This is a genomic window from Pseudomonas laurylsulfativorans, assembly GCF_002906155.1.
Classification (GTDB): Bacteria; Pseudomonadota; Gammaproteobacteria; order Pseudomonadales; family Pseudomonadaceae; genus Aquipseudomonas; species Aquipseudomonas laurylsulfativorans.
In genome coordinates this window covers 211,314-224,154 of record NZ_MUJK01000006.1, presented here as the reverse complement: position 1 = coordinate 224,154, position 12,841 = coordinate 211,314, and the positions used below count along the sequence as shown (strand labels likewise).

General features: G+C 59.8%; 10 protein-coding genes. 5 read left to right on the top strand and 5 right to left on the bottom strand.

Annotated features, from left to right (window positions below):
• Nucleotides 1-99: 99 nt before the first annotated feature.
• Entirely contained in the window at nucleotides 100-1,911 is a 1,812-nt protein-coding gene (locus tag B0D71_RS20155) for a cation:proton antiporter (protein WP_103396312.1), read from the top strand.
• 202 nt (nucleotides 1,912-2,113) lie between these two features.
• On the opposite strand, the gene rplS is transcribed toward B0D71_RS20155, so the two are convergent.
• The 5 genes from rplS to ffh all read right to left on the bottom strand — a co-directional run bounded on the left by rplS (nucleotide 2,114) and on the right by ffh (nucleotide 5,685).
• The gene (rplS, locus tag B0D71_RS20150; RefSeq protein ID WP_003175895.1) at nucleotides 2,114-2,464 is read right to left on the bottom strand and encodes a 50S ribosomal protein L19; all 351 of its coding nucleotides are present in this window, start codon (nucleotides 2,462-2,464) and stop codon (nucleotides 2,114-2,116) included.
• 45 nt (nucleotides 2,465-2,509) lie between these two features.
• Nucleotides 2,510-3,262, bottom strand: coding sequence for a tRNA (guanosine(37)-N1)-methyltransferase TrmD (gene trmD, locus B0D71_RS20145; protein ID WP_007897583.1), 753 nt, complete (start codon nucleotides 3,260-3,262; stop codon nucleotides 2,510-2,512).
• Nucleotides 3,263-3,264: 2 nt separating this feature from the next.
• Nucleotides 3,265-3,801 (bottom strand): ribosome maturation factor RimM, encoded by a 537-nt coding sequence (rimM, locus tag B0D71_RS20140; RefSeq protein ID WP_008053499.1) that lies wholly within the window; start codon nucleotides 3,799-3,801, stop codon nucleotides 3,265-3,267.
• Between the two features lie 5 nt (nucleotides 3,802-3,806).
• The gene (gene rpsP, locus B0D71_RS20135) at nucleotides 3,807-4,058 is read right to left on the bottom strand and encodes a 30S ribosomal protein S16 (protein WP_007972721.1); all 252 of its coding nucleotides are present in this window, start codon (nucleotides 4,056-4,058) and stop codon (nucleotides 3,807-3,809) included.
• Between the two features lie 250 nt (nucleotides 4,059-4,308).
• The gene (gene ffh, locus B0D71_RS20130; protein WP_103396311.1) at nucleotides 4,309-5,685 is read right to left on the bottom strand and encodes a signal recognition particle protein; all 1,377 of its coding nucleotides are present in this window, start codon (nucleotides 5,683-5,685) and stop codon (nucleotides 4,309-4,311) included.
• A gap of 210 nt (nucleotides 5,686-5,895) precedes the next feature.
• Between ffh and B0D71_RS20125 the strand changes: the two genes are divergently transcribed.
• The 4 genes from B0D71_RS20125 (at nucleotide 5,896) to B0D71_RS20110 (ending at nucleotide 12,766) form a co-directional block, all read left to right on the top strand.
• Nucleotides 5,896-6,708: a cytochrome C assembly family protein gene (locus B0D71_RS20125; protein ID WP_103396310.1), complete on the top strand. Its 813-nt coding sequence runs from the start codon at nucleotides 5,896-5,898 to the stop codon at nucleotides 6,706-6,708.
• 12 nt (nucleotides 6,709-6,720) lie between these two features.
• Nucleotides 6,721-7,953: a transporter associated domain-containing protein gene (locus B0D71_RS20120; RefSeq protein ID WP_103396309.1), complete on the top strand. Its 1,233-nt coding sequence runs from the start codon at nucleotides 6,721-6,723 to the stop codon at nucleotides 7,951-7,953.
• A gap of 410 nt (nucleotides 7,954-8,363) precedes the next feature.
• A complete protein-coding gene (locus tag B0D71_RS20115; RefSeq protein ID WP_103396308.1) occupies nucleotides 8,364-9,680 on the top strand; it encodes an MFS transporter in 1,317 nt (438 codons plus the stop codon).
• Between the two features lie 239 nt (nucleotides 9,681-9,919).
• Nucleotides 9,920-12,766 carry a valine--tRNA ligase gene (locus tag B0D71_RS20110; RefSeq protein WP_103396307.1) on the top strand — a complete coding sequence of 949 codons (2,847 nt, stop codon included), beginning with the start codon at nucleotides 9,920-9,922 and terminating at the stop codon, nucleotides 12,764-12,766.
• The last annotated feature ends 75 nt before the right edge of the window (nucleotides 12,767-12,841 follow it).

The window sequence follows — 12,841 nt, the reverse complement described above, 5'->3', positions numbered from 1 at the left end:
GAATCACGCAGCCTTGAGGCTGTGCACAAAATTAAAAATAGAAATGGAAACGGCCGCTAGTCTTTCATAGGCCGCCATTTCAAGGAACAGGGAGCAGCAATGAGCGAACAGCAGATCTTATTGGCGTTTGGCGGAATCGGTGCGGCGGCACTGCTCTGTCAATGGCTGGCCTGGCGCTTGAAACTGCCGGCGATCCTTTTCCTGCTATTGACCGGTATCCTGGCCGGTCCCGTGCTGCACTTGCTTGACCCGCAGGAGATGTTCGGACCACTGCTGATGCCGCTGGTGTCTCTTGCGGTGGCGCTGATCCTGTTCGAAGGCAGCCTGACTCTGCATTTGTCCGAATGGCGCGAGATTGGCAGCGTTGTCCATCGCCTGGTCACCATTGGCGCCCTCTCCACATGGGCGGTAATTGCGGTTGCCACTCACTGGCTGCTGGGTTTCGACTGGATGCTGGCCATCCTGTTCGGCAGCCTGACCCTGGTGACCGGACCGACCGTGATCGTCCCGATGCTACGCGTCGTGCGACCCAAAGCCTCGATTGCCAACATCCTGCGCTGGGAAGGTATTGTCATCGACCCCATTGGCGCCCTGCTGGCGGTGGTCGTCTATAGCTTCATCATCGCCAGTGCCGAAGGTAACGGCCTCAAGGAAAGCCTGCTGACCTTCGGTGGCGTGATTTTGTGCGGCAGTCTGTTCGGTGTTTTGGGTGGCTGGTTGCTCGGCACCCTGATTCGTCGCCAGTGGCTGCCGGAGTATCTGCACAACCTGGCAGCGCTTGCGGCTGTCCTGGGTATTTTCATTGCCTCCAACGAGGTTACACACGAATCCGGATTGCTCGCCGTGACACTGATGGGCATGTGGCTGGCCAATATGAAAGGCGTCGACGTGCGGCACATCCTGCACTTCAAGGAGAACCTCAGCGTACTGCTGATCTCCGGCCTGTTCATTCTGCTGGCGGCACGACTGGACCTGAACGCAATGATCGGCCTCGGGCCTCTGGTGCTGATTTTGCTACTGGTCATTCAACTCATCGCCCGTCCCTTGAACGTGCTGCTGTCCACGGCGGGCTCCAGCCTGAGCTGGCGCGAGCGGGCGCTGCTGGCCTGGATCGCCCCGCGCGGAATCGTGGCAGCGGCGGTGTCGGCAATCTTCGCCATTCGCCTGCATGAGGCCGGCCATCAGGGGGCATTGCTGCTTGTACCGCTGACCTTTGCAGTGATCATCGGCACGGTGGTGTTGCAAAGCGCGACGGCACGACCGCTGGCTCGCCTGCTGAAGGTGGCGGAACCGGCACCGAGCGGCTTCCTGATCATCGGCGCCAACGGACCTGCGCGCACGCTGGCCAAGGCCCTGCAACAACTGGGCAGTCGCGTATTGTTGACGGATTCGAGCTGGGAAAACATTCGCGCAGCGCGGATGGAAGGTTTGCCGACCTATTTTGGCAATCCGGCGTCGCAACATGCCGATGCGCACCTGGACTTGGTCGGCCTCGGGCATTTGCTGGCGCTGTCACCTTCTGGCGAGATGAACACCCTGGCGCTGATGCGCTTTCGCCATGAGCTGGGCCACCAGCGCATGTTCGGCCTGGCCAGCGGCCAGGAAAGCCGTCGCACCGACAAGCACCGCACCAGCCTGGAACATCGCGGCAATCAATTGGGCAGCGAAGCACTGACCTACGCCAAACTCGCCAGCCAGCTGAGCCAGGGTTCGGAGCTATACAGCACGACATTGACGGATGGCTTCGGCTGGGATGATTACCAGGCATTGCATGGTGATCGCGCCACGTTGATGTTTGTGCGCGATGACAGTGGCTGGGTGCACGTGGTGACGCCAGAAAGCTCGTTGAAACCTTCGGCGGGGTGGACCTTATTGGCGTTGATTCAGCCGGAGACTGTTGGCGCCGGCTAAATCCCATCGCGAGCAAGCTCGCTCCCACAATGATCTTTAGTGCTCACAGATATTGCGCTCACTGAAGACCCACTATGGGAGCGAGCCTGCTCGCGATGGCCGCGACTCGGTCTTGCGTCAGGCCGCGAACCGGAGACTCATTAAATCCCAGGCAACAAAAAAGCAGCCCGAAGGCTGCTTTTTTCTGCATCGGAAGCTGGACTTAAGCCAGTTTTTCCTTGATGCGAGCTGCTTTACCCGACAGGTCACGCAGGTAGTACAGCTTGGCTTTACGTACGTCACCGCGACGCTTGACAGCCATGCTGTCGATTTGCGGGGAGTAGGTCTGGAAAGTACGCTCTACGCCAACACCGTTGGAGATTTTACGAACGGTGAATGCACTGTTTACGCCGCGGTTACGCTTGGCGATAACAACACCTTCGAACGCTTGCAGACGCGAACGGTCGCCTTCCTTCACTTTCACCTGAACGACAATGGTGTCGCCCGGGGCAAAGGTAGGGATCTCTTTGGTCATCTGCTCTGCTTCGAGTGCAAGGATGATTTTGTTAGTCATGCTGTGCTCCTAAGGTAAATCGTCTGATCTACCATCGATACGTTGTTAACTATCGTCCCGCTCGCGGATGTATTCCTCGAGCAGCTTCTTCTCTTCTCCAGAAAGCGAGCGGCTTTCCAGAAGATCGGCGCGTCGTTCAAAGGTCCGACCAAGGGACTGCTGTAAACGCCAACGCCGGATGTGCGCGTGATTGCCACTTAGCAATACGTCGGGAACACGCTGATCCGCATACACCTCCGGTCGGGTGTAGTGCGGGCAATCCAGCAAACCATCCGTAAAGGAATCTTCCTCGGCGGAGTCCGCATGCCCTAAAGCTCCAGGCAGCAGTCGTGTAACCGCATCGATCAGGACCATCGCCGGCAGCTCACCGCCAGACAGTACATAGTCGCCAATCGACCACTCTTCATCGACATGAGCATCAATAAAACGCTCGTCAATGCCTTCATAGCGGCCGGCAATCAGGATCAATGCATCCAGATTCGCCAACTCGCGCACCGCCGACTGAGTCAGCTGGCGGCCTTGGGGCGACAGGTAAATTACCTTCGCCGCCTCCCCGGCTGCTGCCTTGGCCTGAACCAGAGCATCTTCCAGGGGCTTGATCTTCATCACCATGCCCGGACCACCGCCAAACGGGCGATCGTCCACAGTGTGATGTCGATCCGTCGTGTAGTCTCGCGGATTCCAACAGGTGAGCTGCAAGAGCCCCTGTTTCACCGCACGACTGGTGATGCCGTACTCGCTGATGGCGGAGAACATCTCGGGAAACAGACTGATCACTTCTACGCGCAAGTTAGCCACGCTTAGAAATCCGCGTCCCAATCCACCTTCATCTCGCCTGCGGCCAGGTCGACGGCCAACACGCATTGCTCGGTATAGGGCAACAGGCGTTCGCGATCATCCAGGCTGCCAGCGCAAGGCTTGACCACCATTACATCATTCGAGCCGGTCTCCAGCAGGTGATCGATCTTCCCGAACAGTTGCCCGAGGGTGTCGATGACCTTGAGACCTTCCAGCTGGTACCAGTAGTACTCGCCATCGGTCAGTTCAGGGAACAGGTTGCGCGGCACACAGATCTCATAACCGGCCAGAAGACGAGCTTCTTCGCGATCATCGAGACCCTTGAGCTTTGCGACCAGGAACTTGTCGTTCCCGCGTCCGCTGACCAGCTCTACCTGCTTTACATTGCCGTCACGCTTGAGCGTCCAGGTTTTGTAATCCAGCAGGTTCTTAATCGGATCAGTAAAGGAATACACCTTCACTTCGCCGCGAACGCCGTGAACAGAATAAATCTTGCCGATAACGATCAAATCATCAGCAATGGCTGGCGTCGCGTTCATATTGCTCAGGCCGCAGCCTTAGCAGATTCCTTCAACAACTGAGCAACGCGCTCAGAAGGTTGTGCACCAACGCTCAGCCAGTAGGCTACGCGCTCTTGGTTCACGGACAGACGAACTTCCTGACCACGAGCAACAGGGTTGAAGTAGCCAACCTGTTCCTTGTGCGAACCGTCGCGCGGGTTGCGGCTGTCGGTTACGGTCAAGTGGTAAAACGGGCGCTTTTTGGAGCCGCCAAGGGCAAGACGGATTGTTAGCATGTGAACATCGTTCCTGTAGTCGGTGCTGCAAATCTAAATGCACAGCGGGCATGGGTGCCCGAAAGGCCGCATATTCTAAGGAATATCCGGACTTTTGCAAATGACTTTTTCCGGCGCCTATCGGCCGCCATGCAGATTTGCTATAGAGCCGTCGTTGAAAACGGCCGGTCAGCTCCCGCCAAGTGCGGGTTTGCTGTGTATCCCACGTCCGTGTGGGGGTAGCGCCGACCTGATAGCCGGCGCGAATTCTTTACATTTTCGGCATGCCGCCGCCGGGCAACATACCGCCCATGCCGCGCATCATCTTGGCCATTCCGCCTTTCGCGGAGAACTTCTTCATCATCTTCTGCATCTGCTTGTGCTGCTTGATCAAGCGGCCGATGTCCTGCACCTGGGTGCCGGAACCCATGGCGATCCGGCGCTTGCGTGAACCGCTGATCATCTCAGGGTCGCGGCGCTCGGCCGGGGTCATGGAGTTGATGATGGCTTCCATCTGCTTGAATTGCTTCTCTGCCGCGCCCTGGGCGTTGCCCATTTGCGCCAGGTTCACGCCACCCATGTTCGGCAGCTTGTCCATGAGCCCGCCGAGGCCGCCCATGTTTTTCATTTGTTGAAGCTGATCGCGGAAGTCTTCGAGGTCGAAGCCCTTGCCCTTCTTCAGCTTCTTGGCCAGCTTGTCGGCCTTGTCTTTGTCGAGGGTCGCTTCCGCCTGCTCGATCAGGCTGAGCACGTCACCCATGCCGAGGATGCGCGAGGCGATACGCTCTGGGTGGAACGGATCGAGCGCTTCGCTCTTCTCGCCCATACCGATGAACTTGATCGGCTTTCCGGTGATGGCTCGCACCGACAGCGCGGCACCGCCACGGGCGTCGCCGTCGACCTTGGTCAGGATCACACCGGTCAGCGGCAATGCGTCGCCGAAGGCCTTGGCCGTGTTGGCGGCGTCCTGGCCGGTCATGGCATCGACCACGAACAGTGTTTCGACCGGGTTGATCGCGGCATGCAGCGCCTTGATCTCGCCCATCATCTCTTCATCGATGTGCAGGCGACCAGCGGTATCGACGATGACCACGTCGATGAACTTGAGTTTTGCTTCCTTAATAGCCGCTTGCGCGATCTCGACCGGCTTCTGGCTCAGGTCGGAAGGGAAGAAGGTCACGCCAACTTCACCGGCAAGCATTTCCAGCTGCTTGATCGCCGCCGGACGGTAAACGTCGGCAGACACAACCATGACCGACTTTTTCTTGCGCTCTTTAAGGAAGCGCGCGAGCTTGCCGGCAGTGGTGGTTTTACCCGCGCCCTGCAAACCGGCCATCAGGATGACGGCGGGGGGAACGGCACTCAGGTTCAAGTCTTCGTTGGCCGCGCCCATCAGGCTTTCGAGCTCGGCCTGGACGATCTTCACGAAGGCCTGGCCCGGCGTCAGGCTGCGCGATACCTCGGTACCGACGGCACGTTCCTTGACCGCGTTGACGAAGTCCTTGACCACCGGCAGGGCGACGTCGGCTTCGAGCAACGCCATGCGCACTTCACGCAGGGTGTCTTTGATGTTGTCTTCAGTGAGCTTGGCCTTGCCGGTGACATGGCGCAGCGTCTGCGAGAGACGGTCGGTTAAGTTTTCAAACATTGCGCGATCCTTTCAGGCCCTGTGTAGACCGGGATAATGGCGGCCCGGACCGGACTAAACGTGTGCTCGGCGAGCCTGCGGCGTGGGCAGGTCGCGGATTATAGCGAAGACTGTGGCTGGCGGACACCTCGCCGTCGGGTTGCGCGGTCTTTCGTGTAGCGGGGGTTCTATGCCAAACTCAGCGACTTTCGGGCTCGCCTAACAGGATTTATGCTCCCCTTGTCACCCAGCTTGCTAACCACCCTCGCCGCCGCCTGCTTGTATGCCGCTGCGACCACTTACCAGGGCACTCACCTGGCGTCCGGCGCCAAGGTCAACAAACGCCTGCTGGTCATGCTCGGCGTGCTCGCCGTATTGGCCCACAGCGTCAGCCTGCTCACCCACCTGCTGACCCCGACTGGCCTGGCCCTGGACTTCTTCAGTGCCGCGAGCCTGATTGCCGTGGCGGTCATCGCGCTGACCCTGCTGGCCTGCTCGCGGATTCCGGTAGAGAACCTGCTGGTACTGCTGTTCCCGCTTGGGGCCTTGACCGTGATGCTGGCGCATTTTGCCCCCGCCGGCACGGTACAGGTCATCGATGAGGAGCCAGGCATCCTCGCCCACATCCTGCTTTCGATTCTGGCCTACGGCATGTTCACCATCGCGGTGTTCCAGTCCTTGCTGCTGCTGGTTCAAGACCACCAGCTCAAGCACAAGCACCCATCCGGGCTGATCAAGAACTTCCCGCCACTGCAAACCATGGAAAGCCTGCTGTTCGGTTTCCTCTGGGCCGGCTGGACGCTGTTGTCGCTGTCGCTGATCTCCGGCTGGCTGTTCGTCGAGAACCTGTTCGCCCAGCATCTGGTGCACAAGACCCTGCTGGCTTGTCTGGCCTGGATCGTTTTCAGCGTGCTGCTGTGGGGACGCAATCGCCTTGGCTGGCGCGGGCACAAAGCCATTCGCTGGACCCTGGCCGGTTTTTGCCTGCTGATGCTGGCGTATTTCGGCAGCAAACTGGTTCGTGAATACATCCTGCATATCTGACGGGCGGCATTAATGGACGACTTGCCCATAGGGCCGATGCTCGCGGTAGTGACCCTGCTGATTTTATGGTCGGGGCTCTTTACCGCCATCGAAGCGGCGCACCAGCATTTACTGGCCCAGCGCACCGCAACGCGTTCCAGCGACAAACCGGTGGCGAAACTCAGCTTCCCCCTGGCCAGCCTGATTTTTTGCAATACCCTATGCCGCGCACTCGCGGTGGTCATCAGCACCTTGCTGGCCATTTTCACCTGGGCCGAGAACGGCCCATGGGTCGCTTGCCTTGGGGCGGGCGTCATTTTGCTGGTGTTTTCCGATTATTTGCCACGGGCGCTGGCCACCCGATATCCGGATGCGATCCTGGCCCAGGGCAACAATCTGTTGCGCGTACCACTGAAAATCATCTATCCCGCGGCATGGCTGCTCAACAGCATCAGTCAGTTGCTGACGCGGCCATTCGCCCGCAAAGCCAAAGTGGTGCAACGAAGTGAGGACGAAACGCCGACGGAGCGGCAGGACACGCCGGAAACCGTAAGCCGCCCTCACCCACTGCCAGGCATCCACGCGCTGGACAACATCACGGTCAATGACATCCTGGTGCCGCGCAGTGACGTGGACGGCATCAACCTCGATGACCCCATCGGCGAAATCATCGAACAATTGCGCCACAACAAGCGTACTCGCCTGCCGGTGTTCCACAGTGATATCAACCAGGTCGAAGCCGTCCTCAACACCCGGCACATCCTTCATTTGCTGCCCGATGCGAGCCTGACCAGGGAAGCGTTGCTGGCGGCCAGTCACGAGCCGTACTTCGTGCCGGAAAGCACTCCACTGCAGCTGCAATTGCTCAACTTCCACAAGCAGCAGCGACGCCTGGGCATGGTGGTCGATGAATACGGCGAAGTCCTGGGCATCGTCACCCTGGAGGACATTCTCGAAGAAATCGTCGGCGAGTTCGAAAGCCAGCACAGCCTGGACAACCCGCATATTCATCCGCAAGCCGACGGACGCCTGGTGATCGACGGTGCCGCGTCCATTCGCGAGCTGAACAAGAGCCTCGGCTGGCACCTGCCCAGCGATGGCCCAAAAACCCTGAACGGGTTGGTCACCGAGGCCCTGGAAACCATTCCCGAAAGCGCGGTGTGCCTGAAGATCGGCCGGTATCGCCTGGAAATTCTCGAGACCGAGGACAACCGTGTCACGCGAGTGCTGATCTGGCAGACCAGTTCGATGCCTGTGATTATCTAGAATCCGACACAAACCCCTGTGGCGAGGGGGCTTGCCCCCGTTGCGCTGCGAAGCAGTGCCCAAAACCAGTGCCCCCCCCCCAAAAAAAACCACCGCGCCTGTTGGTTTACGACTGCTTCGCAGCCGAACGGGGCGGTTCGGCGTTCCGACAAGCCCCCTCGCCACAATGTCCTCGCCAGACCACTTGTTCGATCGTTAGCCACCTTCCTATAATCGAACCGCTTACCCAAGCCTCGCCGGCCCCGTGCTTACCCAGCACTTCGCAGCTTCCGGCCCGACCATCAGCAAGAACCGCAGCAAACCGACGACTGTTCCTACCTGAAACAGCGACCGCGCCCTCACCCACATCCCTGGGTTCTCGACCATAATAATTCGCTCCACTGGAGCACATGACTGTCAGGGATAACCGCATGACGACCAGTACGACTTACAGCAACTCCACACCCGCGCAACCGACGAACTCCGCCACCCGCGTGGCCACCGCGAGCTTCATTGGTACCGCCATCGAGTTCTACGATTTCTATGTCTATGCCACCGCCGCCGCGCTGGTGATCGGCCCGGTGTTCTTTCCACAGACGTCCGGCACCGCCCAGATGCTTTCGGCGTTTCTCACGTTCGGTATCGCCTTCCTCGCGCGCCCGCTGGGTTCGGCGTTATTCGGCCACTTCGGCGACCGTATCGGCCGCAAATCGACGCTGGTCGCCTCGCTGCTGCTGATGGGCGTATGCACCACGTTGATCGGCGTGCTGCCGGGTTACGACAGCATTGGCGCCTGGGCACCGATCCTGCTGTGCGTCCTGCGCTTCGGCCAAGGCCTGGGGTTGGGCGGTGAATGGGGTGGCGCGGCACTGCTGGCCACGGAGAACGCCCCCAAAGGCAAGCGCGCGTGGTTCGGCATGTTCCCGCAGCTCGGCCCCTCCATCGGTTTCCTCGCGGCCAACGGCCTGTTCTTGACCCTGGCCGTGGTACTGGACGATGAACAGTTCCGCTCATGGGGCTGGCGTATTCCGTTCCTGCTCAGCGCCGCACTGGTGATGGTCGGCCTGTACGTGCGCCTCAAGCTGCATGAGACCCCGGTATTCGCCAATGCCATGGCGCGTCAGGAACGAGTGAAGATCCCCCTGTTCGAGCTGTTCGGCCAACACTGGGCGCCCGTATTGCTGGGCGCCGGCGCGATGGTGGTGTGCTACGCGCTGTTTTACATCTCCACCGTGTTTTCCCTGAGTTACGGCGTGGCAACGCTCGGCTACAGCCGTGAAACCTTCCTTGGCCTGCTGTGCTTCGCCGTGCTGTTCATGGCGGCCGCCACCCCGCTGTCAGCTTGGGCCAGCGACCGTTACGGGCGTAAACCGGTGCTGATCATCGGCGGCGTGCTGGCGATCCTGTCCGGTTTCCTCATGGAGCCGCTGCTGACCCAAGGCTCGACCTGGGGTGTGGCGCTGTTCCTGTGCATCGAACTGTTTCTGATGGGCGTGACATTTGCGCCGATGGGTGCGCTGCTGCCTGAGCTGTTCCCCACCCACGTGCGCTACACCGGCGCCTCGGCGGCCTACAACCTGGGCGGTATCGTGGGGGCTTCCGCGGCGCCGTTCTTCGCCCAGAAACTGGTCGCGATGGGCGGATTGAGTTACGTCGGCGGGTATGTGTCCGGTGCGGCGGTGCTGAGTTTGATTGCAGTGCTGTGCCTGAAGGAAACGCGGCATAACGATTTGAACCAGGTTGCCTGATAGATCGCTTTCGCGAGCAGGCTCCCTCCCACAGGTCTTTTGTCGAACCACTATTTCGTAATCGACACTGATCCTGTGGGAGCGCGTCTTGCCCGCGAAGGGGCCATATCTGACGAAAAAGCCACCAAACGACCACAACTTTTCCCCCGCCCATTGTCACCTCGCTCTACGCGCATCGGCTCATCCCCGCTATACTTCCCGGCTTTTCCTGAATAAATGCCAATAGGGTCCCGCCGCGCATGGATAAGACCTACCAGCCGCACGCCATTGAAACTTCCTGGTACAACACCTGGGAGTCAGAGAATTACTTCGCCCCGCAAGGCGCGGGCGAGTCCTACACCATCATGATCCCGCCGCCGAACGTCACCGGCAGCCTGCACATGGGTCACGGCTTCAACAATGCGATCATGGACGCCTTGATCCGTTTCCGCCGCATGCAGGGTCGCAACACCCTGTGGCAGCCGGGTACTGACCACGCCGGTATCGCCACGCAGATGCTGGTAGAGCGTCAGCTCGAAGCCAAAGGCCAGAGCCGTCACGACCTGGGTCGCGAGAAGTTCCTCGAGAAAGTCTGGGAGTGGAAGGATGAGTCCGGTGGCAACATCAGCCGTCAGATCCGTCGCCTCGGCTCGTCCGTCGACTGGAGCCGCGAGCGCTTCACCATGGACGACGGCCTCTCGGAAGCCGTAAAGGAAGCCTTCGTCCGTTTGCACGAAGACGGCCTGATCTATCGCGGCAAGCGCCTGGTCAACTGGGACACCAAGCTGCACACGGCGATTTCCGACCTCGAAGTGGAGAACCACGACGAGAAAGGTTTCCTGTGGAACCTGAAATACCCGCTGGCCGACGGCGCCAAGACCGCTGAAGGCAACGATTTCCTGATCGTCGCGACCACTCGCCCGGAAACCATGCTCGGCGACTCTGCCGTGGCCGTTAACCCGAACGATGAACGCTACAAAGCCCTGATCGGCAAATTTGTCGAGCTGCCGCTGGTTGGCCGCCGTATCCCGATCATCGCCGACGATTACTGCGACCCTGAATTCGGCACCGGCTGCGTGAAAATCACCCCGGCCCACGACTTCAACGACTATGAAGTCGGCAAGCGTCACAACCTGCCACTGCTGAACATCTTCGACAAAAACGCAGCGGTCCTGCCGGCCTGCCAGGTGTTCAACCTCGACGGCACGCTGAACGAAACCATCGACGGCAAGATCCCGGCCGAATACGCCGGTCTCGACCGCTTCGAAGCACGCAAGCAGATCGTGGCCGCGTTCGACGCCGCCGGCCTGCTGGTCAGCGTTGACGATCACGCCCTGAAGGTGCCGAAAGGCGACCGCTCCGGCACCGTCATCGAACCGTGGCTGACCGACCAATGGTACGTGTCCACCAAACCTTTGGCCGAGCCTGCGATTGCCGCCGTTGAAGACGGCCGCATCCAGTTCGTGCCGAAACAGTACGAAAACATGTACTTCTCGTGGATGCGCGACATCCAGGACTGGTGCATCAGCCGTCAGTTGTGGTGGGGCCACCGGATTCCGGCCTGGTACGACGAGTCGGGCAAGGTCTACGTCGGCCGCGACGAAGCCGAAGTGCGCGCCAAGCACAACCTCGGTCCGGACGTTGCTCTGCAACAGGACAACGACGTTCTCGACACCTGGTTCAGTTCGGGCCTGTGGACGTTCTCGACGCTCGGCTGGCCTGAGCAAACCGAATTCCTGAAGAAATTCCACTCCACCGACGTTCTGGTGACCGGCTTCGACATCATTTTCTTCTGGGTTGCCCGGATGATCATGCTCACCATGCATTTGGTGAAGAACGAAGACGGCACGCCGCAGGTTCCGTTCAAGACTGTTTATGTGCACGGTCTGGTGCGTGATGGCCAGGGCCAGAAGATGTCCAAGTCCAAGGGCAACGTCCTGGACCCGCTGGACATCATCGACGGTATCGAGCTCGAAGCCCTGGTGCAGAAACGCACCTCCGGCATGATGCAGCCGAAACTGGCGAAGAAGATCGAGAAGCAGACCCGTGACGAGTTCGCCGAAGGCATCGCCAGCTACGGCACCGACGCCCTGCGCTTCACCTTCTGCTCGCTGGCGTCTACCGGTCGTGACATCAAGTTCGACATGGGCCGCGTCGAAGGCTATCGCAACTTCTGCAACAAGATCTGGAACGCGGCGCGCTACGTGCTGGACAAGGGCGAAGACTGTGGTCAGAACGGCGAAGCCTACGAACTGTCCCTGGCCGATCGCTGGATCATTTCGCAACTGCAACGCACCGAAGCCGAAGTGACCCGTCAGCTCGACCAGTTCCGTTTCGACCTGGCTGCGCAAGCCTTGTACGAGTTCATCTGGAACCAGTATTGCGACTGGTACCTGGAACTGTCCAAGCCTGTGTTGTGGGACGAGAACGCTCCGGTCGAACGCCAGCGCGGCACCAGACGTACCCTGGTTCGCGTACTGGAAGTCGCCCTGCGTCTGGCGCACCCGTTCATGCCGTTCATCACCGAAGAAATCTGGCAGCGCATCGCGCCGCTGGCCGGTATCGTAGGCAAGACGATCATGCTGCAACCTTGGCCAGTGGCCAACGAAACCCGCATCGATCCGGCGGCCGAAGACGACATCGAATGGCTCAAGGGCCTGATGCTTGGCACTCGTAACATCCGTGGCGAAATGAACATCGGCCCGGGCAAACCGCTGCCGTTGTTCCTGAAGAACGTCAGCGCCGAGGATCAGCGTCGCCTGACCGAGAACGAAGCCCTGCTGAAGAAGCTGGCGCGCCTTGAATCGATCACCGTCCTGGCTGCCGGCGAAGAAGCACCGCTGTCTGCCACCGCACTGGTTGGCGAGATGGAAGTGCTGGTCCCTATGGCCGGCTTGATCGACAAAGGTGCGGAACTGGCGCGTCTGGACAAGGAAATCCAGCGTCTGCAAGGTGAAGTGCAACGTGTCGGCGGCAAGCTGTCCAACGCCGGTTTCGTTGACAAGGCACCAGCGGAAGTCATCGAGAAAGAACGCGCCAAACTGGCCGAGGCCGAACAGGCCCTGGGCAAGCTGGCCGAGCAGCACGCGCGGATTGCCAGCCTGTAACGGCAAAACGCAATGAAAAAGGGAGGCCAGCAATGGTCTCCCTTTTTTGTGCCTGCCACATTTTCCCAAACGCCA

Coding starts and splice junctions, on each gene's coding strand:
- B0D71_RS20155 (WP_103396312.1), top strand. CDS start 100: ATGAGCGAACAGCAGATCTTATTGGCGTTTGGCGGAATCGGTGCGGCG.
- rplS (WP_003175895.1), bottom strand. CDS start 2,464: ATGACTAACAAAATCATCCTTGCACTCGAAGCAGAGCAGATGACCAAA.
- rimM (WP_008053499.1), bottom strand. CDS start 3,801: ATGAACGCGACGCCAGCCATTGCTGATGATTTGATCGTTATCGGCAAG.
- rpsP (WP_007972721.1), bottom strand. CDS start 4,058: ATGCTAACAATCCGTCTTGCCCTTGGCGGCTCCAAAAAGCGCCCGTTT.
- ffh (WP_103396311.1), bottom strand. CDS start 5,685: ATGTTTGAAAACTTAACCGACCGTCTCTCGCAGACGCTGCGCCATGTC.
- B0D71_RS20125 (WP_103396310.1), top strand. CDS start 5,896: ATGCTCCCCTTGTCACCCAGCTTGCTAACCACCCTCGCCGCCGCCTGC.
- B0D71_RS20120 (WP_103396309.1), top strand. CDS start 6,721: ATGGACGACTTGCCCATAGGGCCGATGCTCGCGGTAGTGACCCTGCTG.
- B0D71_RS20115 (WP_103396308.1), top strand. CDS start 8,364: ATGACGACCAGTACGACTTACAGCAACTCCACACCCGCGCAACCGACG.
- B0D71_RS20110 (WP_103396307.1), top strand. CDS start 9,920: ATGGATAAGACCTACCAGCCGCACGCCATTGAAACTTCCTGGTACAAC.